A 24557-nucleotide genomic window follows, 5' to 3' on the forward strand; every position below is an offset into this window, starting at 1 on the left:
TGGAGCTTTTTTACGTTTTTAGACTACTTTGGAGACGAAGATAATATACGGAAGCGATAGACGTTCATTGCTACTTTTGTGAGATGGTCAAGAAGTTGATAATTAGCATATGCACCTATAACAGCTCCAATTCCCGGCATAAGCTGAAACATTTTCACGACATCAATGTAATCGCGGTATTCTTGTTGAAAAGCTTTCCAATCAAGCTCAAGAAGTTCCTCTTTCTTTTCTTCCCAGTTTTCTACTACTTCGAGCAGCTTCGTTCTATGGTCGTCGCTGCAAAAGGCAAGATGAAAAATATACAGCATATAAATGCGTTCTTCTTTTTCTTTTACATCAAAACCATACGTAGCGGCAATGTCAAATAAGCACTTCATTTTTATGGAAAGAAGAAGCGGGAAATCTGCTGCACCTAAAAGGATACCGCCTGCACCAGTACCAGCTCCTTCTACAGCAGCTGTTTTTTTGTACTTAGGTATGAGTTCCAAAATTCTTTTCTCTTTTTCTTCAAACGAAAGACCGCTAACATCTCTTTTTTTAGTGGTGAAATCGGACCCAACAAGCGTGGTTTCAACCATTTTTTTTATGCTTTCAGTCATAATCTTATGGACTTTAGCAGGGATTTTTTCATTTATTTTAAGTTGTAAAGATTTTGCGGTCCGTTGAAATTTAGAAGGACGTTTCAACATGCTGAATTTCCAATGTTCAGCTTCTTGTAACACTTTTTCTTCATACGTATTCAAAAAAGTCACCTCATTTCAGTCGATATAAATACTACGTTTTAAGTGAGGAAAAGGTTCCTGAAATAAAACAACAAGCACTCGTCTGCTTATCTGTACGAATGCTTGCTGAATGATTAATTCGCTTTTATTACGTTTTTAGAAGGAGCTTGTTCTCTTAAATACTCAACAGCAGCCGTACCAAGCGTTTTAGCTGCGATAAGCATTGCTTTTTCGTTAAAATCAAATTTAGGATGATGATGAGGATACGGAGCATCTACACCTTCTGGCTGAGCTCCTGTAAAAAAGAACGTTCCTTTAATATGCTGCAAATAATAAGAAAAATCTTCCCCAGTCATGTGAGGCTCTGTTTCTTCGACTGTATGAACTTCATCGATTTGAGAAGCAGCAGAAGCAAGAAAGGACGTTTCTTCCGGGTGGTTTACGACGGAAGGATAGCCGCGCGTATAACTCAGTTCATAAGAAGCGTCAGCTGTTAAGCATGTACCTTGGACAATTCGTTCGATTTCTTTTTCGACATCATTTCGTACATCTTCATTAAATGTTCTTACCGTTCCAATTAGTCGAGCAGAATCAGCAATAATATTAAATGCATTTTCCGCTACAAAAGAACCTATGCTCACAACCGCTGAATCAATTGGGTTTACACGTCTGCTTACAATTTGCTGTAAATTAACAACAAGCTGAGAGGCGATGACGATTGAATCTTTTGTTTTGTGGGGCTGTGCACCGTGTCCGCCTGCTCCTTTGATCGTAATTTCAAAGCGATCAGCAGCAGCCATAATAGGGCCCGTTCGATATTGAACCACACCAGTCGGAGTTAATGACCATAAATGCGTTCCGAATATCGCGTCTACACCGTCTAAGCATCCGTCTTCAATCATGGACTTGGCGCCTCCGGGAGCGTACTCTTCGGCGTGCTGATGAATGAAGACGATTTTACCAGGGAGAGAATCTCTTATTTCAAAAAGCGCTTTAGCAAGGACTAAAAGAGTAGCCGTATGACCATCGTGGCCACATGCATGCATCACACCCGGAACAGTGGATTGATATGGTACATCTTTTTCATCTTGAATAGGAAGGGCATCAAAGTCGGCTCTCAAAGCTACAGTAGGACCAGGTTTTCCTCCTTGAATGCTTGCTACAATGCCGTTTCCTCCTACATTTGCTCGGTAAGAAATACCGATTTTTTCATAAAAAGACCGAATGTAGGCAGCGGTTTGAAATTCTTTAAAAGACGGTTCTGGATACTGATGCAGATATCGGCGGACTTGAACCATTTCATCAAACTTTTCTTCAAGTAAAGTATGTAGCTTGGAATTCACATGACCATATCCTTTCTGTATAAATTGAATAAAGTTTTGAATTTTTTGACATTTTAATCATTATATCATTATCTATAAAAAAGAAAAGAATGTAAGCGTTATTATTGAAAAAAGTAATTGAATCATGAAATATTTTATATACATAATAGATACATAAGATGAGGAATAGGGATAAAGAATGAGTTTTTTACCAATTTTCTCACGAGATAATAGGAGGTAACAATATGGTAGATTCACAAACTGTATCCCTGTACAAAAAATTGATGTGGATGTTTGGGGTTGCGGGGCTCGTTTTTTTAGGAGTGTTGTTTGTTGTGTCGACAGATTCTTTTCAAGGAGACCACTGGCTTGTTTCAGCTATAGATGGTAGCACTATTCTTCAGTCAGCATCATCTGTTTTTCATGGTTTGTCTTTTTTAGCTTCAAAGGTGATGATTATGGTTCTTTTAGCTGTACTTCTTGTTTTTTTATTTTTTTAAAAAGACTATATCGGTATGATATCGGCATTTTTACTTATTTTAAGCGGTGATATTATTAATAAAGCAGTTAAGGATGCGGTAGAACGAGGACGTCCTCTTGAAGGTATCGAAGGCTACAGTTTTCCAAGCGGCCATGCGATGATGGGAATTCTTATCTACGGTCTGATTATCTTTTTTCTTACAAAGCATATGAACAGTCAAAAGGTAGCCAAGTGGTATCAGCTTGCAATTACTTTAATCGTTTTATTAATAGGTGTGAGCCGTATTCTATTAAGAGAACATTTTTTAACAGATGTCTTAGCTGGCTACAGCTTAGGGATTATGTGGCTTATTGTAGGCATTTTCTTTTATACACTTGTTTATGCGTATGTAAAGCCTTCAGCGGAAAAAGAGTTTCCAAAAGGCATGTGAAAAATATATACATATGGAGTCTGGAAAAAAGTAGTATAGCCGAAGTGAAAAACGAACCACTAATCAAACTATTCGATTAGTGGTTCGTTTTTTTTTGTTACAGTGAACATAGATTTTATCTGTTTCGTTGCTTCTGGCAGTTGATTTCCGTGCAAGGCGAATCCTTGCACGGAAATCAACTGCGGTCGAGCAAGCTGTCCAGATTATATATCCAGATTGTTCGTCTTTGGATGGAATTCATTTCGTTATGTCCCAGCCTCTTTTGTTTAAACTAAGAACATCGCGACAACTGTTGTAACGACTAATCCGATCGCTACAGGTTTTAAATTGCGTCTGGCGAGTTCAAACGGACTGACTCCGCAAATCGCAGCAGCTGGAATCAATGCCCATGGAATCAACGTGCCTCCCCCAACCCAAATCGCAGCAATTTGCCCTAAAGCAGTTAGGGTGGCAGCGCCCGATCCTAAAGCAGATGCAAATAAATGAGAGACAGAGCCTACAAGCGAAATGCCTGAAAAGCCTGAACCGTCCAATCCGGTAATAGCTCCTAGAACAGTTATCGTTACAGTAGCAACCTGTGTGGTTAACGGCACAGTGGAAGCAAGCGCAACGCCTAGATCATTTACAAGTCCATGTGATCCTTTCGGAAGAAAGTCACCAATGATTGTTGTGAATCCAGCATCTCCCAAATAGAAAAAAGCTGCAATGGGAATAACGGGACCAAATACTTTAAAGCCAAACTGCAAGCCTTCAATCAAATAGGAAGTTGTTTGTTCGAGACCTTTTCCTTTGTGAGCAATAAGTGAAACCACCACTAAAATAAATAGGGCTGTGCCGCCAACGAGAGCAGTCGCATCTCCTCCCTGTAAATGAAGCGCGAACATTGCCCATACGTCTATAGCAAAGAAAAGGGGAACTATAATGGCTAAAGCCCGCCGTACTGAAGAAGAAAGAGGGGTGGATTGGACAGAAGAACTGCTTGTTAACATTGCCGGTTGAGCGTGAATTCTATTATGCTTCATATCTTGTTTTAAAGAGTAAAAAGCAGAGAGTGTCGTAACAACTCCCATCACAATGACCAGAGGGACACTTGCTTGAACCACCTCGTGAACTGGAAGACCTGCTGCGTCAGCTGTTATCTTAGGAGCAGCTTGAATAACAAAGTCTCCTGAAAGCGCAACGCCGTGGCCGAACAAATTCATCGCTACAGCTACGCCTATAGCTGGAAGCCCTACGCGAATGGCCACTGGTAAAAGCACGGCTCCAAGTAAAGCAACGGCTGGAGAAGGCCAGAAAAAATAGGAGATGGTCATCATAACTAATCCAATAACCCAATAGGCAAGAGCAGGCGTTTTAATGAGGCGAGCAAAAGGTGAAATCATCGATTCATTTATTCCTGTAGCCATTAAGACTTTACTCATGGATACAATAATTGAAATAATTAAAATGGTAGGAAGCAGTTCTGTAATGGCATAAATGAAGCTGGAAAAAACAGCGCTGACGGAGTGGCTTAACGAAGAGGTAGCCGTTAAGGAAAGCAAAAAAATCCCGAGTATACAAAGGATACTCGTATCCCGCCGCATAATCATAAAGCCGATAATGAAGGCGATAAAAAGGACATACATCCAATGAAGAGCGCCAAGCTCTATGCCCATAAAAATTCCTCCCAATAGGTGATGTAGTATACAATATGACGTTTGTGCCTATTGTGATACTCGCCTACTAGGAGGATGTTTACTTATTTAACTACGTGGTATGAGGTCACATAAGAAGGGCGAGAGAAAATCGATGGCTGCTGATCCACACCTTCTGACGTACCGCGTTTTTTGTGTGCCTCATTATAGGCTTTTGAAGACTGCCAACCGCTAAATGAACTTTCATCTTTCCATCCTGTAAAGATAATGTATGTGTCATTTTGCAGTGGACGAAGCACACGAATAGCTGAGAAGCCTGCTTCATTTTCAATTAAACGAGCTCGTTGGCTAAATCGCTGTTCAAACAAAGGACGGCCTTCATCTGTAACTGAAATATTATTTAGTACAGCAAATCCGCTATCTGCAAGATCTCCAGAAGCATCTAATACCTCATAAGCATGTCCTTCTTTAAAAATTGTATCTCCATCTGTTTCGTGAACTAGTGCAAATTGATCGTCATCTTTGTGAAGCAGTAACAAACGTTCACTCGGATGTTCGTCGATCAACTTCTGAAGGTAAGGGCCTGTTCCGTAAGTAATAAAGATCTTCATGGATTATACTTCCTTTCTAATTGGGAATTGCATACAATTTACAATTGTAAATCATACTAAAATTATAAAATTTTACACACAAAAATTCAAAAATTGTGAACTTCTAATGAAGATGGTAAAGTAAAACATTGATGAAGTTGTTTTCTATATTATCAAAAGTTTAGCGAAAGAAAAGGGGTGGCACGATGTACAAAAAAGGCTTATACGCAATTGCTGCCTTAGTTGGAATTTTTCTATTAGGATTGATTGGATATATTATCATCTTGTTTCTTGGCAACTATGTAATTGATGAGAAAAAGATCGTCATGGACTCGGCTACGAGGTTAGTGGACGAAAATGGAGACGAATTAACAAAGCTCTATGTGAAAAATCGGGACTTGGTTTCAATTGATAAGATTCCAAAGCATGTGCAACAAGCATTTATTTCAATTGAAGACGTTCGTTTTTATGAACACCACGGAATCGATTTTAAATCTATTGGTCGAGCATTATACCGAGATATATTGGCTGGAGGAAGTGTTGAAGGAGGAAGTACTTTAACACAGCAGCTGGCTAAAAATGTGTTTTTATCTAATGATAAAACGCTGCTTAGAAAAACAAAAGAAGTAGTGGTGGCCATTAACTTGGAGCAGCGTTATAGTAAGCAAAAACTTCTTGAAATGTATTTGAACCAAATATACTTTGGACACGGAGCCTATGGAATCCAAGCTGCATCCAAGCTTTACTTCAATAAAGATGTCTCCGAATTAACGGTAGAAGAAGGTGCACTGCTCGCTGCACTGCCAAAAGCACCGAATTCTTATTCTCCTATTTTACATCCAGAAAAAAGTATAGAACGTAGAAATGTTGTGTTAAATGCCATGCAAAAAGCAGGTTATTTATCAGCTGAAAAAAATGTCCGTTTGCAAGGAAGAACGCTGGGGTTGAACGTAAAGGAACAGGCTAAAAACCCAGCGTATTTAACCTATATCGATATGGTTATTCAAGAAGCAGAGAAGAAATACAGCATTTCGAGCAATGAGCTTCTGCGCGGTGGTTATACGGTCAAAGTACCTATGAGTACAAAAGTACAAGAAGCCGCCTACGAGCTGATGAAAGAAAATCGTTATTTTCCAGGTACAGATAACAGTGCCCAAGGTGCTTTTGTATTAGTGGATAACAAAAGCGGAGGAGTTTTATCTGTTATGGGAGGACGAGATTATGTGCAAAAATCGCTCAATCGCGCAAATGTCAAAAGACAGCCAGGTTCTACGATGAAACCTATTGCAGTATATGGCCCTGCGTTAGAAGAAGGTCAATTCAAGCCTTATTCCTTGCTGCAAGACAAGCTTAGAAGCTACGGGGGATACACACCTAAAAATGTAGACGGCCAATATGCTAAAAAGGTAACGATGTACGATGCCCTAAAAGATTCTAAAAACGCAGCTGCTGTCTGGACATTGAATCAGCTAGGAGTTGAAACAAGTAAGCAGTATCTCACAAAGCTAGGAATTCCTTTAGAAGATAAAGGGCTTGCGATTGCTCTTGGAGGATTAAAGGAAGGAATTACACCGCTTCAATTAGCAGGAGCGTACCGGGCATTTGCTGAAAACGGAGAAAACATCCAACCGTACTTTATTCAAGAAATAAAAGATCAAGACGGAAAAGTAATTGCAAAAGCTGTTCCCGACACTCACAAAGCATTTTCAAAACAAACGGCTTGGTATATGACAAAGATGCTTCAAGGAGTTGTTAAAGAAGGAACGGCAAAAAATGGAGAGTTTAAAGGAGAGTTAGCAGGAAAAACAGGGTCTACTTCGTATACGAATGTTAAAGGAGCCACAAGGGATGCTTGGTTCGTTGGATATACGCCAGACGTTGTAGGAAGCGTGTGGATGGGATATGATTCTACAAATGACCAGCATTATTTAACAAAAGGAAGTTCTTATCCGACTCTATTATTTAAAGACATTCTCACAAGAGCTGGTTACGACGAAGCTGCATTTCAAAAGCCAGCAGGCGTTAAAGATTTGCCAAAACCAATACGCTTAGAGCAAGTTAAAGACTTAAAACAAGAATTAACATTCCATCCATTTGGTTTGCTAACGGTAAATTTATCGTGGACACCTTCACCTGATAAAAGAGCTGTTTATTATGTTTATGAGAAAAAAGGAGATAAAGCCGAAGTAATTGGCAAAGTGAAGGGAAAAGGAGCATTTGAAAAAGAGCGTGTGAACCTGCTCGACAGTCCTACTTATTATGTAGTTCCTTACAATTCCCAAACAAAACAAAAAGGAAAAAAATCCAACGAAGTAACACCTGCTCTTTTTCAATAAAAAAGGAAGAGTAGGGCGAATTTTTGACATTTTTAGCAGGTGGCTATACAAGTCGTAAAGAAATGGGTATAGTGACAAGTAGAGAATATAACGTGAAACTTTAATCAGTAGAGGAACCGGTATGTTCCTTTGCTGATTATTGTCTGTCTAATCGAAGAAAATACGGATGGAAGACAATCGAGAAAGGTGGAAATTATGAGTCAAGGAACGTTTAACGATACTTTTTTAAAAGCCTGTAGAGGGGAAGAAACGGATCATGTTCCGGTTTGGTATATGCGCCAAGCAGGGCGTTCACAGCCGGAATACCGAAAGCTAAAAGAGAAGTACTCTTTATTTGAAATTACTCATCAGCCGGAGCTTGGGGCATACGTAACACGCCTGCCCGTTGAACAGTACGGAGTGGACGCAGCTATTTTATATAAAGATATAATGTCACCGCTTCCTTCAATTGGAGTGGATGTTGAAATCAAGTCAGGAATTGGTCCCGTAATTTCTAATCCAATTCAATCTTTAAGCGATGTAGAAAAACTAGGAGAAATTACGCCGGAAGAAGATGTTCCGTATGTATTAGATACGATTAAGCTGTTAACAACAGAACAGTTAAACGTACCTCTAATTGGCTTTGCGGGTGCTCCTTTTACAGTGGCAAGCTATATGATTGAAGGAGGACCTTCAAAAAATTACAATAAAACAAAAGCATTTATGTATACGGAACCTAAAGCATGGTTTGCACTAATGGATAAGTTAGCAGATATGACGATTACATATGTAAAAGCGCAAATTGATGCTGGGGCAAAAGCCATTCAAATCTTTGATTCATGGGTGGGTGCTTTAAATGTAGCGGATTATCGTTACTTTATAAAACCTGTTATGGAGCGAATTTTCACCTCTTTACGTGAAAAAAATGTACCGCTCATTATGTTTGGAGTAGGGGCAAGTCATTTGGCAAAAGAATGGCATGATCTGCCGCTGGATGTAGTGGGATTAGATTGGAGAACACAGCTGGATGAAGCACGTGCATTAGGCTTAACAAAAACACTGCAAGGAAACTTAGATCCTGCTATTTTGTTAGCTCCATGGGAAGTTATTGAAGAACGTGTAACAGAAATATTAGATAAAGGGATGGCCAGTCCTAGTTACATCTTTAACTTGGGGCACGGCGTTTTTCCACAGGTTCAGCCGGAAACGTTGAAGCGTTTAACAACCTTTATTCATGAATATTCTGCAAATAGACAATAAATTGTCAAATAATTTGGAGCGCTAAACTTTGAATTTTTCTTTTTATTCATGGCAAAATGAAGACAAGTATTGAATCTAACAAAGAGGTGTCGAACACATGAGTAAAAAAGTAATGGGATTACTTGTAATGGCATATGGAACGCCATATAAAGAAGAAGATATTGAACGTTACTATACACATATCCGCCGCGGACGTAAACCTTCACCGGAAGCCTTAGAAGATTTACAAAACCGCTACGAAGCAATCGGGGGCATTTCACCTCTTGCAAAAATTACGCAGCAGCAAATGGAAAGTCTGGAAAAGCGCTTGAATGAAGTGCAGGATGAAATTGAATTTAAAGCGTATCTTGGCTTAAAACATATTGAACCGTTTGTTGAAGATGCAGTAGAAGCCATGCATAAAGCCGGAATTAAAGAAGCGGTCAGCATTGTGCTTGCACCTCACTTTTCAACGTTTAGCGTAAAATCCTATAATGGGCGCGCCAAAGAAACGGCTGAAAAATTAGGAGGACCAATCATTCATTCAGTAGAAAGCTGGTACAGTGAGCCAAAGTTCATTCAGTACTGGGCTACACGTGTTAAACAAACGTTTGATTTAATAGACGAAGAGAAGCGTCAAAAAGCCGTGTTGATTGTTTCTGCGCATAGCTTGCCAGAAAAAATTATTGCAGCAGGAGATCCATATCCAAATCAGCTTCAAGAAACAGCGGATTTAATTGCACAAGCAGCTGGTATTGAACATTACGAAATTGGCTGGCAAAGTGCTGGAAATACGCCTGAGCCATGGATAGGTCCTGATGTCCAAGATCTAACAAGAGAATTGCATGAAGAAAAAGGCTATACGTCGTTCGTCTATACTCCGGTTGGATTTATCGCAGACCACTTAGAAGTTCTTTATGATAACGACTATGAATGTAAAGTGGTGACGGATGAAATTGGGGCTGATTATTACCGCCCTGAAATGCCCAATGCACAGCCTGAATTTATCGATGGGTTAGCTACAGTTGTGTTAAAACGAATTGCCCGTTAAGTTAATATAGATTCTTTGTACGTTGAACAGGGACGAAAAGTAACTTATAATCAATATAAAGAAAAGTAAGAAGCGAGCTATGGATTTCCATAATCGCTTCTCTTTATATTGAATTTTACAGAAAAGGCGATGATAACATGACGGATAGACGAAAAAAGGTTGTCATCATCGGTGGAGGAATAACAGGTCTTTCAGCTGCCTATTATTTGCAAAAAAAAATAAAGGATCATCAGCTGCCAATTGATCTTCAACTAATAGAAGCGACGCATCGGCTTGGTGGAAAAATTCAAACGGTTAAACGAGACGGGTATTTATTTGAAAAAGGTCCGGATTCATTTTTAGCGCGTAAGCTAGCTGCTACAAAACTGGCAAAAGAAGTGGGGCTGGGTAGGGAGCTAGTCGGAAATGAAAAGGGAAAATCCTATATTCTAGTAAAAGATACACCGCATGCGCTGCCTGATGGTGCTGTAATGGGGATACCAACCAAGTTATCTCCTTTTATCACAACAGGGTTATTTTCACCTGTTGGCAAGCTGCGCGCAGCAGCTGATTTTTTTATACCGAAGACAAAAAATCAGGATGACCGTTCGCTAGGCGTATTTTTTAGAAGACGGTTTGGTGATGAAGTTGTTGAAAATTTAATTGAGCCTCTATTATCAGGAATTTACGCAGGAGACGTTGATCGTTTGAGTTTAAGATCAACATTTCCACAGTTTTTGCATGCTGAACATAAGTACAGAAGCTTAATTGTTGGAATGAAAAAGCTAAAAGAAATTCACCCACAGCACGGTGATGATTCGGAGTTTAAAAAAAATAGTGTCTTTTTAACATTAAAAGAAGGTCTTCAATCGCTAGTAGATGGGGTAGAAAAAGCAATAGATCCTGATATTATTACAAAAGGAATAAAAGTAGAGAAAATTTATAAAGAAGATACCACATATGAATTATCGTTAAATAGCGGGAAAGTCATAAAAGCAGACAGCGTTATTGTAACTTCTCCTCATGCAGCTGCTCAGTCTATGCTTTCGGAATATAAAATATTCGAACCGTTGAAGCATATGCCTTCCACTTCAGTAGCTACTGTTGTGATAGCCTTTGCACAAGAAGCGCTGCAAGACAATCTAGATGCAATGAATATCGCCGTTTCAAGAAATAGCGATTACACGATTACGGCGTGCACGTGGCTAAATAAAAAGTGGCCGCATGCGGTTCCGGAAGGAAAAGTGCTGCTGAGATGTTTAGTTGGACGAACCGGGGATGAAGCTGTGGTGGATCAGCCTGACGATGAAATTTTCAAAATTGTCCTGGAGGATTTGAAGAAGCTCATCACAATTTCTGCTGAGCCTGAATTTTACGCGGTAACGAGATGGAAGCAGTCAATGCCTCAGTATACGGTCGGACATCACGATATGCTAGATACTATGAACGAACAGCTTGAAAAAGAGCTGGCCGGTCTTTATGTAGCGGGAAGCTCATACGAAGGTCTGGGTATACCAGAATGTGTAGAGCAAGGAGAAGATGTGGCTAAAAAAGCGGTTAAATATGTGCAGCAACTGTAGAAGTGGAGCGGTGAATCAATGCTCCGCTTTTTTGTCTACTACCTGTAGAGAAAGGTTATACTAAGAGAAGAGATTGTGGTTGAAAAGCAAAAGAAAATTATGCTATAGTAAAACCGTACTTGTTGACTGAAATATTCATTTGGTCAGAAAGAAGGGGATAACGTGGCTATAGACCGAAAGCAATCAGTTGTTGATGCAGCGTCAAAATCATTTGCGCTGTTTGGATATAAAGCAACGACTATGGAGCAAGTGGCGAAGCTTGCAAATGTCGGAAAAGGAACGATTTATACTTTTTTTAAAAACAAAGAAGAGTTATTCGATGAAATTGTTACACGAATGATTCGAGAAATGACAGATGCAGCTGAAACTGTCATTGATAGCAACCGTCCTTTTTTTGAAAATGCCCAAGCAGCTATTTTTCGAATCTTAGAATTCCGCACTGAGCATCAGCTCATGCTGAAGCTGGTACAGGAACAGCAGTTAGGCACTACAGCAGTGCAAGAAGTGCTGGTGCGAGTAGAAGAAGAAATTTTGACTTATATAAAAAACAAAATCGAAATTGCGATTTCTAAAAAAGAAATCAAACCGTGCAACCCGGAGCTCACAGCTTTTTTACTATTTAAAATGTACATTGCACTCGTCTATGATTGGGAAAAACGGCATGAGCCGCTTTCAGAAGAAAAAATTGCTGAATTAATTGAACTATACTTTTTACGCGGTCTGTCTCAGTGAGATGGGCTTTTTTTATAGAAAAAACAAAAAAGGTCTCGTGACGAGACCTTTTTATTGTTCATTATCATCTTTTTTTACACCGTTTAATTCTGTATTTCCTGTTTTTGCATCTTCTTCTTTTTGTTCTACTTCTTTTTCGCCTTCTTTTTTAAGATCGAAGTAAGCTTTAATAGAATCGCCTGTAATAGTTTTACTTAACGTATTAGATGTACCTGCTACATAAGCAGAAGGGATGACAACCGCTACTGCTACTTCCGGATTATCATAAGGCGCGTATGAAACGAATGTAGAGTTACGGACGCTTACGCCTTTGTTAAAGGTTTCAGCTGTACCTGATTTACCCGCAATATTATACTGACGATATTTCCCTGTATTAAGTAAACGCCCTGTACCATGTGAGCTAGTAACTACGCGGCGGAAGCCTTGCTTAACAATGTCAATTTCCGATTGACTCATTGTAATCCGGTTTAATACTTCGGGCTCAAACGAGCTTTGTACGCTTCCTTTTAGTTCGCTATCAAGCTCAGGCTCACGAATTTCTTTTACTAGATGGGGTTTCATACGATAGCCGCCGTTTGCAATCGTTGAAATGTATTGAACAAGCTGAAGGGGTGTATACGTATCATATTGTCCAATACCAAAATCCAGTGCTTTACCTGGTTCATTTGTGACGCTGTTACGAATACCCGTTGATTCGTTTTCTAATTCGATGCCCGTTGAAATTCCAAGACCAAACTGGCTATAGTATGAGCGCAGTTTATTAAAGATAGACGGTGGAATGTTCAGTCTGCCGCCAGGGCGGTACGTTTCACCAGCCATGCTCATAACCGTGCGGTACATAAACACGTTTGATGATTGTTCTAGAGCTTTTTGGATTCCAGTAGCTCCCATATTATGTGAAGACTTTTTCTTAGTGCCCCCAGCAAATGTCATCGGTGCATCATAAAACACCGTTCCGGGCTGAATAGCGCCTGAGTCAAGACCTGCAAGAACAGTAGCTCCTTTTACAGCGGAACCTACTTCATAAGAAGTGGTCATGTTACCAAGAGCAAAATCTTGTACTTTTCGTGCTCCCGTCTTTTTATCTGTAACGAGCTGTTTTCCACCCATTGCTAAAATGTCTCCCGTGTGAGGGTCCATCATAATAGCAAACGCGCGATCCATTAATCGTGAACCAGCTGCTCCAGATGTCACAGCTTTTGTTAAAATATCTTCAACTTGCTTTTGAAGTTCCATATCAATCGTTAAAATTAAGTCACTGCCGCGCTGACCTTCAGTAACGGTCTCCTGACTAACTAAGTTGCCAGAGCGGTCCGTTACGTTTTGCACGCGAGCTTTTTGACCGCGAAGAACGTCTTCATACTGCTTTTCTAAATAACTTTTTCCTACTCGGTCGTTACGGCTGTAGCCGTGGGACAAGTAGTACTGTAAGTTTTCGCTCGGTAATCCTTCATCAGCTGATGTGATTTTACCAAGTAGCGTGCTAAGTAAGCCGTCGTATGTATACATACGGTCCCAGTAAGTTGTCGTATCAACGCCTGGTAATTCACCCAGCTGCTCACTAATGACGGCAAGCTCTTTATCGGTTAATCCGCTTTTAATAATTTGAGCGGTTAACGCGTAGCCGCCTTCCATCTTGCTTTTAATAGCAATCACTTCAAGGTCATCTTTCACCGATAAAAGTTCGTTTTTTGTGATGCGCTTTAGCTGAAGAGGATATAAATCATCTTCAGAAAGTTGACCTTCTTTTACTTTTTGCTTATCCGCTGCGGTAATTTTTTTCGCAGCTGCTTTTGGATGAGTTGCAATCCAATAATCTTTTAAGTCGCGTTCTGTTAGCTTAATCGTATTTTTATCTTTCTTTTTATCCGATTTGCCAAACACGTCTGTTGTAACAGGAACATCAATAAGAGTGGCAAGCTTTTTAGCTACTTTTAGCTTGTCTTCTTGAGTGACGCCTTTCAAACGCGTGTACGTGACAGCGTTCAACGGTTTATTATCCACGATAACGCGGTCATAGCGGTCTAGCATCTTTCCGCGAGGAACCGGTGAATCTACCGTTTCATCTTCTGTTTTTTCAACTTCTCGTTTATAGTTCTCTCCGTACACAATCTGTACGAAGCCTAATCGTAAAATGAGTGCAGAAAAAAGCAGGAAAACCACAATAAACAGCCAGTTAATTCGAAATGAGACATGTGTTTTTTTGCGCTTTTTAGTTTTCATGTAAACCCCTTCACTTTGTTTATACAAGTTAAAAAAATTCATAAATTTTCTTATGAATCTATCACTCTACATATTAACATAATTTTGTCTATAAATGTTATTAGGTGGAATAAAACAGACAAAAAATTTATAGAAATTTTTGCGGAAGAAGAGAGACCTGTCGAAGGGTGCTGAAAGGGGTGTTCAATATTTTCCACTCGGTTGTTCAATATTGTTACCTGTTCAAATGTCCTAGAATCGGTAAAATAAAGAGAGATAGATATCAAGGGGGGCAAAACGAATGAAAATGAAAAGGCTTTCAATAATGTCTGGCGTGTTAGCAACATCACTTTTATTTGCGACAGCATGTTCAAACTCAGGTACGGATTCAAAAGCAAGTAAATCAACAGGCTCAGGTGATCAAGTTGTTATTGATATGTTCCAGTTCAAAGTGGAAATCGCAGATCAGCTGAAAGAATTAACGGATGAATATACAAAAGAACATCCAAACGTAAAGTTTAACATCCAAACAGTCGGCGGAGGCGCGGACTATGGTGCAGCATTAAAAGCACAGTTTGCCTCTGGAAATGAACCTGATATCTTTAACAATGGAGGGTTCCAAGAAGCGCAAACGTGGAAGGATAAATTAGAAGATTTATCTGATCAGCCGTGGGTAGATAATCTGTATGATATCGCCAAAGAACCGATGACAATGGACGGAAAAATCTACGGTCAGCCGCTAAACTTAGAAGGTTATGGTTTTATTTATAATAAAGATTTATTTAAAAAAGCAGGCATTAAAGAATTACCTAAAACGCTGTCAGAATTAGAAGCAGCTTCTAAAAAGCTTAAAGCAAAAGGCATTACGCCATTTTCTAATGGATACGGCGAGTGGTGGGTGCTAGGTAACCACTTATTTAATATTCCAATGGCACAGCAAGACGATCCAGATGCGTTTATTAAAGGTCTAAACGAAGGAAAAGCAAAATTTGAAGGCAATGAAACGTTTAAGCAGTTTATGAATCTGTTCGATTTAACGTTAAAGTATGGAAATAAAAATCCACTAACGACAGACTACAATACACAAGTTACTCAATTTGCTTCTGGTGAAACAGCAATGATGCAACAAGGTAACTGGACGGTAAATATGATTACGAAAATTAATCCGGACATGAAAATGGGCTTTATTCCAATGCCAATCAGCAACGATGCAAAGAAAAATGATAAACTAGCAATCGGAGTTCCAAATAACTGGGTAGTGAACAAAAATGCGCCAGATGCAGATAAAAAAGCAGCGAAGGAATTCTTAAATTGGATGGTTTCTTCTAAAGAGGGTCAAAAATTCTTAGTTGAAAAGTTCAAGTTCATTCCAGCGTTCAAAAACATCGACGGAAAAGGAATCGATTCTTTATCTGATGATATCTTAAAATACTCTGAAGAAGGTAAAACATTATCTTGGAACTGGTTTAAGTATCCGGAAGGAACGGTTCAAGAAGTCGGCGCAGCAATGCAGTCTTACGCAGGCAAGCAAATGACAGAAGAAGAGTTTATGAAGAAATTAGATACAATTTGGGCAAAAATGAAAAAATAAACAAGAAGTCCGCGTGGAAAACGCGGACTTTTTGGTGTGAAAAAATAGCTGGTTAGATTCATAGTTATGAAAAAATAATAGTCAATTGAAAGCGCTTTTAATGTATAATAATAGTCATAATGTATGACATTAGTCAAAGGAGGTTATTTGTGAAAGGCTGGAGCATACGCAAGAAATTAATTTTGTTTTTCTTATTCGCAACGGTTATTCCATTTTTAATTTCGACGATTTTTACGTATCAATACACAAAAGAAACGGTTAAGAACCGATTTATTTCTACCAACTATCAGGTTATTAAAAATGGAAGCAATGATTTGAGCGATTACTTAAATGAAATTGCTAATATTACAAAAAGGCTGTACGGCTACCACCCATTTATTAAAGTGTTAGATGAAGGTGTATCAAGTGACTTAGGAGCCAATCAACTGGAAATATCACGAACTCTTCTTTACTTATATAATACTCGTCCAGAGATTGAACAAATCCATCTTTACATTGAAAACGGGCATGACTCATATACAGCTTATAATTCGAAAGTGAGCAGCAGAGGGAAGTACGATGATATTTACACTCAGGCTTACTATTCTTATTTAAATAAAAATCATAAATTTCTTGTGATTGAGCCTACCCATGAAATTTATAGCTACAATAATTTATCAACGTTAATTGATTCACTGCCGAATCAAGTTATTAGCTTTCATCAGCGGATTGATGAGATTCCATCAGACAAGTTGTTAGCTTATCTATCTTTAGACATTAATATGACACAAATTCAATCTATATCGCAGCGTCTATATAATGAAGAGTCAGAAGATTTTTATTTAATGAACAATAAAGGGAAGGTTTTGTATTCCTCTGATTCAAAGGTTATTGGAAAAAATGAAAACTACGCGTGGGTGAAGGCGCTCACTTCTCAAAAAGACCATAGCATGGAATGGGAGGATAAAAGCTTCTCAGGCGTATTAATGTATGAAAAGCTTAAACAGCCCTTTGAGGACTTGTACATTGTGAAACGAATTCCTTACAGTGTTTTATATGAGGATGCAAGAAAGACAGCACTTATGAATGTATTAATTGGCCTGCCATTTCTGTGTATGCTCGTTATCGCTACGCTTTTTATATCAGTACGTTTTACACAGCCGATTAACGTATTGATTCGCAATATGAAAGAAGTGGAAAAAGGATCATTTGAGGTGCGGTTTAAATCGCTTGGAAACGATGAATTTGGTGTTTTAGGAAGGCATTTTACCTCTATGGTAGAAACAATTAATGACTTGATTGAACGTAAATTTCGATTGGAATTAGAAAATAAATCAACGCAGCTAAAAGTGCTGCAGTCACAAATTAATCCGCATTTTTTATACAACGCATTTCAATCAATTGGAACTCTTGCTCTTAAGCATAAAGCAGTTGAAGTATATTCTTTATTAACCTCACTTTCGCACATTATGCGTTACAGCATGAATATGAAAGAGGATATCGTTAGCTTAAAGCAAGAAGTCGATCATGTAAAAGCTTTTTTAAGTCTGCAAAAGCAGCGGTTTGGTTCAAAGTTTGAGTATGAGTTAAATATTGAAAAAGAGGCAGAGCTTATGCGAATACCGAAAATGATTTTGCAGCCTCTTGTTGAGAATTCTTTTAAGCATGGATTCGAAACCCGCACAGGAAGCGGAAAGCTGTTTATTTCAGCGGATTTGAACGGCGAAGAACTGATTCTAACTGTTTCTGATAACGGAAAAGGGATAGGGCAACAAGAGTTGAATCAATTAAAAACGAGACTTCAGCAATCGTATAATCAAACAGATGAGCATATTGGATTGCAAAATATTTATGAACGACTTCGCATCTACTATGGAGATCATGCTTCAATGCAAATTAGCAGTCAAGAAAATCACGATTTTACCGTTGTCATAAAGCTAACAACAATTGAAGAAAAGAGGGATAGTGATGAAAGTATTAATCGTGGATGATGAAGAGCATGTAAGAGAAGGAATAAAGCTGCTTGGACAGTGGGAAGAGCATGAAATTACAGATGTGATAGAAGCTGATAGCGGTGAGCAAGCGATTGCGCTTATCGAGGATCACGGACCGGAAATCATTTTTACTGATATGAAGATGCCTAATATCGATGGAATTGCTTTGTTGGAGTGGATTAAAGAGAATTCACCTTCTAGCAAAACGATTGTGGTAACAGGGTATGATGACTACCACTATATGCGTAAAGCTATTCATTTTGGAAGTACGGATTATATTCTAAAGCCAGTGGATCCTTCGATTTTAAACGATACGCTTATACGAGCTGTAACCCAATGGAAGAAAGAAGAAGAGTCTAGAAAAGTCCATAATAGCAGCTACCGTTTAATCAATGAAATGAAGCCGATTTATCGAGATCGAAAACTGACGCAGTTAATGAACAATTATTTGCTAAATCAATCAATCTATGAAGAGTTTGGTTTCCATCTGACTAGAGAATATGAAGTGGGGATTGTACGTGTAGATGAATCCATTATTCGTTCTTTTGGCGGTGACCGGGATTTAGCCTATTTTTCAATTTTAAATGTAATCAATGAAATGCTGATGGCAGAAGAAAATGGGGTAGCCTTCCGTTATTTATCAAATAAGTGGGAAATTATCATTATATTTTGGAATGATTTTGAACGTATAACCTCTTTGCTGACGACTTTACATACAGCAATTCGCCGTACGTTAGACGTGAGCTGTCGGATTGCAAGAGGGTGCAAAGTCTCTTCTATTGATCAGCTAATGAAATCCTATGAAGATGCGAAAAATTCGCTTTTATTAAGCAATGTTCTTGATCAAAATAAAGTGAAGGTCTACGGCGAGGAAGACGTTTTAGCAAGTGCTTTATTAATAAATATGATGGACTATAACAGTAAAATTGAAGAAGCGCTGCAAGTCGGGAAGTTTGAAGCCTTTTTGCCGGTATTCAACGAAATTATCACAGCTTTTGAAGCGCAAAATTATCTCTCATTAAAGCAAATTCTGCATTTTGAGCAGGAATATCAGCTGTTAAGCCAGCATTGGTTAAAAAGATATCACATTCCTTATACGATAAATAACGGTCCTGAATATGTTCTTTCTTTTTTCTATAACCAAGATGGGCAGTTTCAGCTAGCAAAGTATGTAGAGAGAAAGAAGCGTGAAGTAAAGCGCTTTTTAAAAGTAGTAAAAAGGTATAGCAAGCAAAACAATCGCGACGTTATTTATGAAATCGAACAATATTTGCAGCAAAATTTTCATCGAGATGTGAAGCTTCAAGAAATATCGGAACGTTTCTATCTAAGCCGTGAATACATTTCGAGAAAGTTTAAGCAAGAATTTCAAGAAAACATTTCAGATTATATGGTGAAAGTCAGAATGAATAAAGCCAAATCACTTTTACTAAATGAAGAACTAAAAATCTATGAAATTGCGAATATGATTGGATATCATGATGATAAATACTTTCGAAAAGTGTTTAAAAAAGTAGAAGGCATTACGCCAAACGAGTATCGCAGTTTGACCGTATAAAAAAAGCTGAAACTGTTTTATAACAGTTTCAGCTTTTTTTATTTCATGATATCTAGACAGTGATCACATTTGTTTCCGTAGCATTCATGCTGTTCTTCGATGTCGTTTCCGCATTCTACGCACTTTTTATTGGGTAATCTTTTGAAAAATTCAGTCATTTTTTCTAACATTTTAAATCCCCTCCGTTGTTTTTGTTACTAACATTGTATTATAACAGATGATAAAATGTCAATTATGTTTTATAACAATTTAGCCTATTTTGCTATTCTAAGTGGTTATTTGTTATATAACAATGAGTTATTTCGATAAAATGGCCGAAACGAGTGCCTTTCAGTTAGTTTTCAAAAAAAAGTAGGGTATACTGAACGTAATAAAAATAGTACGAAAGGGTGATTGAAATGAAAGTAACTGTTATTGGTTTTTGGGGAGGATATCCTGCGGTTTCAGAAGCTACTTCTAGCTATTTAGTGGAGCACGATGGATTTCAGCTGCTTGTTGATTGTGGAAGCGGTGCATTGGCTCAGCTGCAAAAATATGCAAAGCCAGAAGAAATAGATGCTATGATTTTATCTCATTATCATCATGATCACGTGGCTGATGTCGGAGTATTTCAATATGCTCGCCTCATTCAGACTCATCTAGGAAACGCTGTTAAGGAACTTTCTATTTATGGACATACATATGATCAGGAAAGCTTCAACAAACTTACTCATAAAGGAATTACTAAAGGGGTAGAGTATGATCCGAGTCAAAAACTTGAAGTTGGGCCTTTTACCATTGAATTTATGAAAACGAAACATCCAGTCGTTTGTTATGCCATGAGAATAAGCGCCGGCAATCAAACTGTCGTGTACACAGCGGACTCTAGTTATTTAGAAGAGTTTGTTTCCTTCTCAGAAGAAGCAGATCTTCTTATTTGTGAATGTAATTTTTATGCCAATCAAGATGGAAGAGGCGCTGGACACATGACAAGTACAGAAGCCGGTACACTTGCTTCAAAAGCAAGTGTCAAACACCTCATGCTTACTCACCTTCCGCACTATGGAGAACATCAACAGCTAGTAGAGGAAGCCGCTGCTCATTATAGAGGTACGCTTACATTAGCTGAATCAGGATATGTATGGGAATAACAAGGAGGAAAATGAATGTTATTTATTGATAATCAAAAAAATTATGATCCCCGAATTAACTTAGCAATTGAAGAGTATGCGCTCAAGCATCTAGACATTAATGAGACATATCTGCTGTTTTATATTAATGAACCTTCTATTATTATTGGGAAAAACCAGAACACCATTGAGGAGATTAATACAAAATATGTTGAAGATCAGCAAATTCATGTAGTGAGACGTCTGTCTGGAGGCGGTGCCGTTTATCATGATAAAGGAAATTTAAACTTCAGCTTTATTACGAAAGACGATGGAAATAGCTTTCATAATTTTAAAAAGTTTACCGAGCCGGTCGTGGAAGCGTTAAAGAAATTAGGAGTTAATGCTGAGCTAAGCGGACGAAATGATTTAATGGCCGAAGGACGGAAAATTTCTGGAAATGCTCAGTTTTCAACGAAAGGGAGAATGTTCAGCCATGGAACTCTTCTTTTTGATTCAGAGATTGAAAACGTCGTATCAGCGTTAAAAGTAAAAAAAGATAAAATTGAATCCAAAGGCATTAAGTCTATTCGAAATAGAGTAGCAAATATCAGCGAATTTTTAGAACAGAAAGTAACGGTGGAAGAATTTAGAGAAATGCTGCTTCGATATATCTTTGACGGAGAAGAAAATATAACAGAATATAAACTAACGGAAAAAGATTGGGAAACGATTCATCAAATTTCTAAAGAGCGCTATCAGTCATGGGATTGGAACTATGGAAAATCACCTAAATTTAACTTACATCACTCTCACCGCTTTCCTGTGGGACAAATTGACGTTCGTTTAGAAGTGAATAAAGGAAAAATCGATGCTTGCACCATTTACGGAGATTTCTTTGGAGTGGGGGATGTCCAGGAAGTACAGGAAAAATTAACAGGTGTTCGTTATGAAAAAGCTTCTATTGAACAAGCCTTAGAAGACGTCGATATTCCACATTATTTTGGTAATATTACAAAAGAAGAGTTTGTTGAATTAATCTATTAAGAAAAAAGTCTGCTACATCAGGCTTTTTTTCTTTTTAAACAGATGAGTCTTGTCAATAGAACAGCAGTAACATTATAATAGAATAGAAGAAGTAAGAATTTTTACATTATTATGACTTAATAATGAATGGGTGTTCATTCATTCATTATTAAAAGGAGGAAGTTATGAGATGAATTTGTCAGCACAGCTTCATAAAACAGCTGAGCAATTTCCACAAAAATCGGCATATGTTTTTATGGACCAAGAAACATCTTATGCAAATCTTGATGCATCGGTATCTAAGTTTGCTCATGGTCTGAAGCAATTAGGTGTAAAAAAAGGAGATCATATCGCTTTGATTGTCGGCAACTCGCCTCATTTTGTTATTGGATTGTACGGTGCTCTTCGAGTAGGAGCTACTGTTATACCCATTAATCCTATTTACACAGCGGATGAAATTAGCTACATGCTTCAGGATGGAGATGTAAAAGCAGTTATTGCGGTTGATTTACTTCTCCCTATTTTAAAGAAAATCATTGGACACACTCCATTTTTGGAACATGTTATCTTATGTGAAACGACAGATACAGTGGAAAATATACCTTCTTATTTTCACACGTTTTCGCAAGTTGTAAACAGAGGGGAAGCTACATATGATTTTCTGGAGTTAAAAGAAGAAGATGTGGCCATCATTCTGTATACGTCAGGAACGACTGGAAAACCAAAAGGAGCTATGCTTACACATAAGAATATTTATTCAAATGCTCAAGACGTAGCAGATTATTTAAGTATAAATGGGAATGACCGAGTCGTAGCTGCTTTGCCGATGTTTCACGTATTTTGTTTAACTGTTTCATTGAATGCGCCTTTAATGAATGGAGGAACGATATTAATTGAACCAAAATTCAGTCCATCTTCTATATTTGAATTAATTCAAAATCGACAAGCGACTATTTTTGCCGGCGTTCCCACAATGTATAATTTCTTACTTCAGCATGACAAAGGAAAAAAAGAGCACTTTCACACGGTAAGGCTTTGTATATCAGGCGGGGCATCAATGCCGGTGGCACTTCTAACCAATTTTGAAGGTAAGTTTGGGGTAATGGTAGCAGAAGGGTATGGATTATCTGAGGCTTCTCCTGTGACGTGTTTCAATCCGATTGATCGAGAGAGAAAAGCCGGTTCTATAGGCACATCTATTATGAATGTTGAAAATAAAGTGGTAAACGAACTAGGAGAAGAAGTAGAAGTAGGACAAGTTGGCGAACTTATCGTCAAAGGCCCTAACGTGATGAAAGGGTATTACAAGCTTCCTGAAGACACGGAATATGCTCTCCGAGATGGTTGGCTGTATACAGGTGACTTAGCAAGAATGGATAAGGAAGGTTATTTTTATATCGTTGACCGTAAAAAAGATTTAATTATTGTAGGAGGATATAATGTTTATCCTCGCGAAGTAGAAGAAGTGCTATATGCGCATCCAGATATTGTAGAAGTGGCTGTTATCGGAGTCCCTGATCCTTCCTTAGGTGAATGTGTTAAGTGTTACGTGGTTTGCAATAATCAAGAAATAACGGAAGAGAAGCTTATTGCCTACTGCAAAGAGCGCCTTGCTAAATATAAAGTGCCAAGTGAAATTGAATTTTTAAAAGAACTTCCTAAAAATACAACGGGAAAAATTTTACGGCGTGCACTGAAGCAACAAGTATCTCAGGAACGATGAAATGAAAGCGATTCCAAGTTGGAGGTGGTAAAAGGATGTCATCTATTTCTTATGAAATGAAGGGACACGTCGCCCATGTGATACTGAACCGTCCGGAAGCGATGAATGCTTTTAATTACGATATGCTTAAAGAATTGGAAGAAGTAATTGAAGGAATTCGTATTCAAAAAGATATTCGAGTTGTGACGTTTAAAGGGGCAGGTGAAAAGTCTTTTAGTGTAGGGGCCGATTTAAAAGAACGTAAAACCCTCTCTGATCAAGAGGTAAAGCGCAATATTTACAAAATAGGAGAAGTGTTTTCGAAGATAGAGCAGCTTCCGCAGCCAACGATAGCAATCATCAATGGATATGCATTTGGAGGAGGAATGGAGCTGGCTTTAGCATGTGATTTCCGGATTGCTTCAACCGAAGCGCTTATGGGTTTAACGGAAACAAGCTTAGCGATTATACCAGGCGCAGGAGGAACACAGCGTCTCCCTCGGTTAGTTGGGGAAGCAAAAGCAATGGAACTAATTTTAACAGCTCAGCGTCTCTCAGCATCAGAAGCGAAAGAATGTGGTCTAGTAACGAAGGTGGCTCCCGGATACGAAATAGAAGAAACAATAGATATTTTTATCTCTCTTTTATTGAGAAATGGGCCAATTGCACTTCAGCAAGCAAAATTTGCTATCAAAGAAGGAATGAAGGCCGATTTGCAGACTGGTTTGCAAATTGAACGAAAAGCATATGAGTTAACGATTCCGACAGAAGATCGTCTAGAGGCGCTTCAAGCATTTGCTGAGAAGAGAAGACCTAGTTTTAAAGGGAAATAAGAAAGGGCTGTCTTATGGACAGCCCTTTCTTAGTTTCTTCTATAAGAATAATAAAAAAGAATATGTAAAAGCGCAGGAACAAAGAAGGCAAAGTTACAGCTGGCTTTTGCCTATAATATTTACTATAATACGGTGCAGTAATCATTGTTCAAATCTATGAATAATAGTTTTTAATTTTTTCTTTAAAAACCGTTGACTTTAGTTAAAATATATTTTATTATTATAAAGCGTCGTTGAGACATACCGTTAACAACGAAGCTAAAAAAAGAATTTTAAAAAGTTGTTGACATTACGTTGATAACTTGATAAGATAATAAAGTCGCTTAAGAGCGACGGTTGAACTTTGAAAACTGAACAAAGCGACAAACGTCAACGTTAATTCTTATTTTTTAAATGAGCAAGTCAAACATTTCTTCGGAGAGTTTGATCCTGGCTCAGGATGAACGCTGGCGGCGTGCCTAATACATGCAAGTCGAGCGAACTGATTAGAAGCTTGCTTCTATGACGTT

20 protein-coding genes and 1 rRNA gene are annotated in these 24557 nt (G+C 38.3%); 15 read left to right on the plus strand and 6 right to left on the minus strand.

The window, feature by feature from the left end:
* Nucleotides 1-23: 23 nt before the first annotated feature.
* Together ACN6NE_RS14010 and ACN6NE_RS14015 are read right to left on the minus strand one after the other, a co-directional pair.
* Nucleotides 24-743, minus strand: a complete 720-nt coding sequence (locus ACN6NE_RS14010; RefSeq protein ID WP_013055323.1) for an EcsC family protein — start codon at nt 741-743, stop codon at nt 24-26.
* A 113-nt stretch (nt 744-856) separates the two neighbouring features.
* A complete protein-coding gene (locus ACN6NE_RS14015; protein WP_474325676.1) occupies nt 857-2065 on the minus strand; it encodes a M20 family metallopeptidase in 1209 nt (402 codons plus the stop codon).
* A gap of 224 nt (nt 2066-2289) precedes the next feature.
* Between ACN6NE_RS14015 and ACN6NE_RS14020 the strand changes: the two genes are divergently transcribed.
* Nucleotides 2290-2544 (plus strand): hypothetical protein, encoded by a 255-nt coding sequence (locus tag ACN6NE_RS14020; RefSeq protein ID WP_474325677.1) that lies wholly within the window; start codon nt 2290-2292, stop codon nt 2542-2544.
* A 15-nt stretch (nt 2545-2559) separates the two neighbouring features.
* On the plus strand, nt 2560-2955 hold the full coding sequence (locus tag ACN6NE_RS14025) for a phosphatase PAP2 family protein (RefSeq protein ID WP_474325679.1): 396 nt from the start codon (nt 2560-2562) through the stop codon (nt 2953-2955).
* 266 nt (nt 2956-3221) lie between these two features.
* Here ACN6NE_RS14025 and ACN6NE_RS14030 read toward each other — a convergent pair whose 3' ends face one another.
* Both ACN6NE_RS14030 and ACN6NE_RS14035 read right to left on the minus strand, forming a co-directional pair.
* Nucleotides 3222-4610 (minus strand): hypothetical protein, encoded by a 1389-nt coding sequence (locus tag ACN6NE_RS14030; protein WP_474325681.1) that lies wholly within the window; start codon nt 4608-4610, stop codon nt 3222-3224.
* Nucleotides 4611-4693: 83 nt separating this feature from the next.
* Nucleotides 4694-5200 carry an antibiotic biosynthesis monooxygenase family protein gene (locus tag ACN6NE_RS14035; RefSeq protein WP_129706133.1) on the minus strand — a complete coding sequence of 169 codons (507 nt, stop codon included), beginning with the start codon at nt 5198-5200 and terminating at the stop codon, nt 4694-4696.
* A 185-nt stretch (nt 5201-5385) separates the two neighbouring features.
* Here ACN6NE_RS14035 and ACN6NE_RS14040 point away from each other — a divergent pair, with 185 nt between their 5' ends.
* From ACN6NE_RS14040 to ACN6NE_RS14060, 5 genes are all read left to right on the plus strand, one after another.
* A complete protein-coding gene (locus ACN6NE_RS14040) occupies nt 5386-7515 on the plus strand; it encodes a transglycosylase domain-containing protein (protein WP_474325683.1) in 2130 nt (709 codons plus the stop codon).
* Nucleotides 7516-7710: 195 nt separating this feature from the next.
* A complete protein-coding gene (hemE, locus tag ACN6NE_RS14045; RefSeq protein WP_129706137.1) occupies nt 7711-8754 on the plus strand; it encodes a uroporphyrinogen decarboxylase in 1044 nt (347 codons plus the stop codon).
* Between the two features lie 97 nt (nt 8755-8851).
* Nucleotides 8852-9784 (plus strand): ferrochelatase, encoded by a 933-nt coding sequence (gene hemH / locus ACN6NE_RS14050; protein ID WP_474325685.1) that lies wholly within the window; start codon nt 8852-8854, stop codon nt 9782-9784.
* 137 nt (nt 9785-9921) lie between these two features.
* Nucleotides 9922-11343, plus strand: coding sequence for a protoporphyrinogen oxidase (hemY, locus tag ACN6NE_RS14055; RefSeq protein WP_013055331.1), 1422 nt, complete (start codon nt 9922-9924; stop codon nt 11341-11343).
* Between the two features lie 162 nt (nt 11344-11505).
* Nucleotides 11506-12075, plus strand: coding sequence for a TetR/AcrR family transcriptional regulator (locus ACN6NE_RS14060; RefSeq protein WP_013081690.1), 570 nt, complete (start codon nt 11506-11508; stop codon nt 12073-12075).
* 51 nt (nt 12076-12126) lie between these two features.
* On the opposite strand, the gene ACN6NE_RS14065 is transcribed toward ACN6NE_RS14060, so the two are convergent.
* On the minus strand, nt 12127-14298 hold the full coding sequence (locus ACN6NE_RS14065) for a peptidoglycan D,D-transpeptidase FtsI family protein (protein ID WP_129706139.1): 2172 nt from the start codon (nt 14296-14298) through the stop codon (nt 12127-12129).
* Nucleotides 14299-14578: 280 nt separating this feature from the next.
* Here ACN6NE_RS14065 and ACN6NE_RS14070 point away from each other — a divergent pair, with 280 nt between their 5' ends.
* The 3 genes from ACN6NE_RS14070 (at nt 14579) to ACN6NE_RS14080 (ending at nt 19399) form a co-directional block, all read left to right on the plus strand.
* The gene (locus tag ACN6NE_RS14070) at nt 14579-15868 is read left to right on the plus strand and encodes an ABC transporter substrate-binding protein (protein WP_129706141.1); all 1290 of its coding nucleotides are present in this window, start codon (nt 14579-14581) and stop codon (nt 15866-15868) included.
* 149 nt (nt 15869-16017) lie between these two features.
* On the plus strand, nt 16018-17838 hold the full coding sequence (locus tag ACN6NE_RS14075) for a cache domain-containing sensor histidine kinase (RefSeq protein ID WP_129706143.1): 1821 nt from the start codon (nt 16018-16020) through the stop codon (nt 17836-17838).
* Nucleotides 17816-19399 (plus strand): response regulator, encoded by a 1584-nt coding sequence (locus ACN6NE_RS14080; protein WP_129706145.1) that lies wholly within the window; start codon nt 17816-17818, stop codon nt 19397-19399. The genes ACN6NE_RS14075 and ACN6NE_RS14080 overlap by 23 nt, the downstream gene beginning before the upstream one ends.
* Before the next feature lie 38 nt (nt 19400-19437).
* Here ACN6NE_RS14080 and yhfH read toward each other — a convergent pair whose 3' ends face one another.
* The gene (gene yhfH, locus ACN6NE_RS14085; RefSeq protein WP_013055337.1) at nt 19438-19569 is read right to left on the minus strand and encodes a protein YhfH; all 132 of its coding nucleotides are present in this window, start codon (nt 19567-19569) and stop codon (nt 19438-19440) included.
* 228 nt (nt 19570-19797) lie between these two features.
* Between yhfH and ACN6NE_RS14090 the strand changes: the two genes are divergently transcribed.
* The 5 genes from ACN6NE_RS14090 to ACN6NE_RS14110 all read left to right on the plus strand — a co-directional run.
* On the plus strand, nt 19798-20529 hold the full coding sequence (locus ACN6NE_RS14090; RefSeq protein WP_057240634.1) for an MBL fold metallo-hydrolase: 732 nt from the start codon (nt 19798-19800) through the stop codon (nt 20527-20529).
* Between the two features lie 15 nt (nt 20530-20544).
* Complete coding sequence (locus ACN6NE_RS14095) at nt 20545-21534, plus strand: lipoate--protein ligase (RefSeq protein WP_474325688.1); 990 nt, start codon at nt 20545-20547, stop codon at nt 21532-21534.
* A 169-nt stretch (nt 21535-21703) separates the two neighbouring features.
* Nucleotides 21704-23236, plus strand: coding sequence for a fatty acid--CoA ligase family protein (locus tag ACN6NE_RS14100; RefSeq protein WP_474325690.1), 1533 nt, complete (start codon nt 21704-21706; stop codon nt 23234-23236).
* Nucleotides 23237-23271: 35 nt separating this feature from the next.
* Nucleotides 23272-24048, plus strand: coding sequence for an enoyl-CoA hydratase-related protein (locus ACN6NE_RS14105; protein WP_474325692.1), 777 nt, complete (start codon nt 23272-23274; stop codon nt 24046-24048).
* 411 nt (nt 24049-24459) lie between these two features.
* Nucleotides 24460-24557 (plus strand): 16S ribosomal RNA (locus tag ACN6NE_RS14110); the annotation flags it as partial.

This window comes from Priestia sp. 53B2 (assembly GCF_056099005.1).

Excerpts from the sequence above, each read along its gene's own strand:
- ACN6NE_RS14105 (WP_474325692.1), top strand. The coding sequence starts at position 23,272 with ATGTCATCTATTTCTTATGAAATGAAGGGACACGTCGCCCATGTGATA.
- hemE (WP_129706137.1), top strand. The coding sequence starts at position 7,711 with ATGAGTCAAGGAACGTTTAACGATACTTTTTTAAAAGCCTGTAGAGGG.
- ACN6NE_RS14080 (WP_129706145.1), top strand. The coding sequence starts at position 17,816 with ATGAAAGTATTAATCGTGGATGATGAAGAGCATGTAAGAGAAGGAATA.
- ACN6NE_RS14090 (WP_057240634.1), top strand. The coding sequence starts at position 19,798 with ATGAAAGTAACTGTTATTGGTTTTTGGGGAGGATATCCTGCGGTTTCA.
- ACN6NE_RS14065 (WP_129706139.1), bottom strand. The coding sequence starts at position 14,298 with ATGAAAACTAAAAAGCGCAAAAAAACACATGTCTCATTTCGAATTAAC.
- ACN6NE_RS14030 (WP_474325681.1), bottom strand. The coding sequence starts at position 4,610 with ATGGGCATAGAGCTTGGCGCTCTTCATTGGATGTATGTCCTTTTTATC.
- hemY (WP_013055331.1), top strand. The coding sequence starts at position 9,922 with ATGACGGATAGACGAAAAAAGGTTGTCATCATCGGTGGAGGAATAACA.
- ACN6NE_RS14040 (WP_474325683.1), top strand. The coding sequence starts at position 5,386 with ATGTACAAAAAAGGCTTATACGCAATTGCTGCCTTAGTTGGAATTTTT.
- hemH (WP_474325685.1), top strand. The coding sequence starts at position 8,852 with ATGAGTAAAAAAGTAATGGGATTACTTGTAATGGCATATGGAACGCCA.
- ACN6NE_RS14020 (WP_474325677.1), top strand. The coding sequence starts at position 2,290 with ATGGTAGATTCACAAACTGTATCCCTGTACAAAAAATTGATGTGGATG.
- yhfH (WP_013055337.1), bottom strand. The coding sequence starts at position 19,569 with ATGTTAGAAAAAATGACTGAATTTTTCAAAAGATTACCCAATAAAAAG.
- ACN6NE_RS14070 (WP_129706141.1), top strand. The coding sequence starts at position 14,579 with ATGAAAATGAAAAGGCTTTCAATAATGTCTGGCGTGTTAGCAACATCA.
- ACN6NE_RS14035 (WP_129706133.1), bottom strand. The coding sequence starts at position 5,200 with ATGAAGATCTTTATTACTTACGGAACAGGCCCTTACCTTCAGAAGTTG.
- ACN6NE_RS14025 (WP_474325679.1), top strand. The coding sequence starts at position 2,560 with ATGATATCGGCATTTTTACTTATTTTAAGCGGTGATATTATTAATAAA.
- ACN6NE_RS14095 (WP_474325688.1), top strand. The coding sequence starts at position 20,545 with ATGTTATTTATTGATAATCAAAAAAATTATGATCCCCGAATTAACTTA.
- ACN6NE_RS14100 (WP_474325690.1), top strand. The coding sequence starts at position 21,704 with ATGAATTTGTCAGCACAGCTTCATAAAACAGCTGAGCAATTTCCACAA.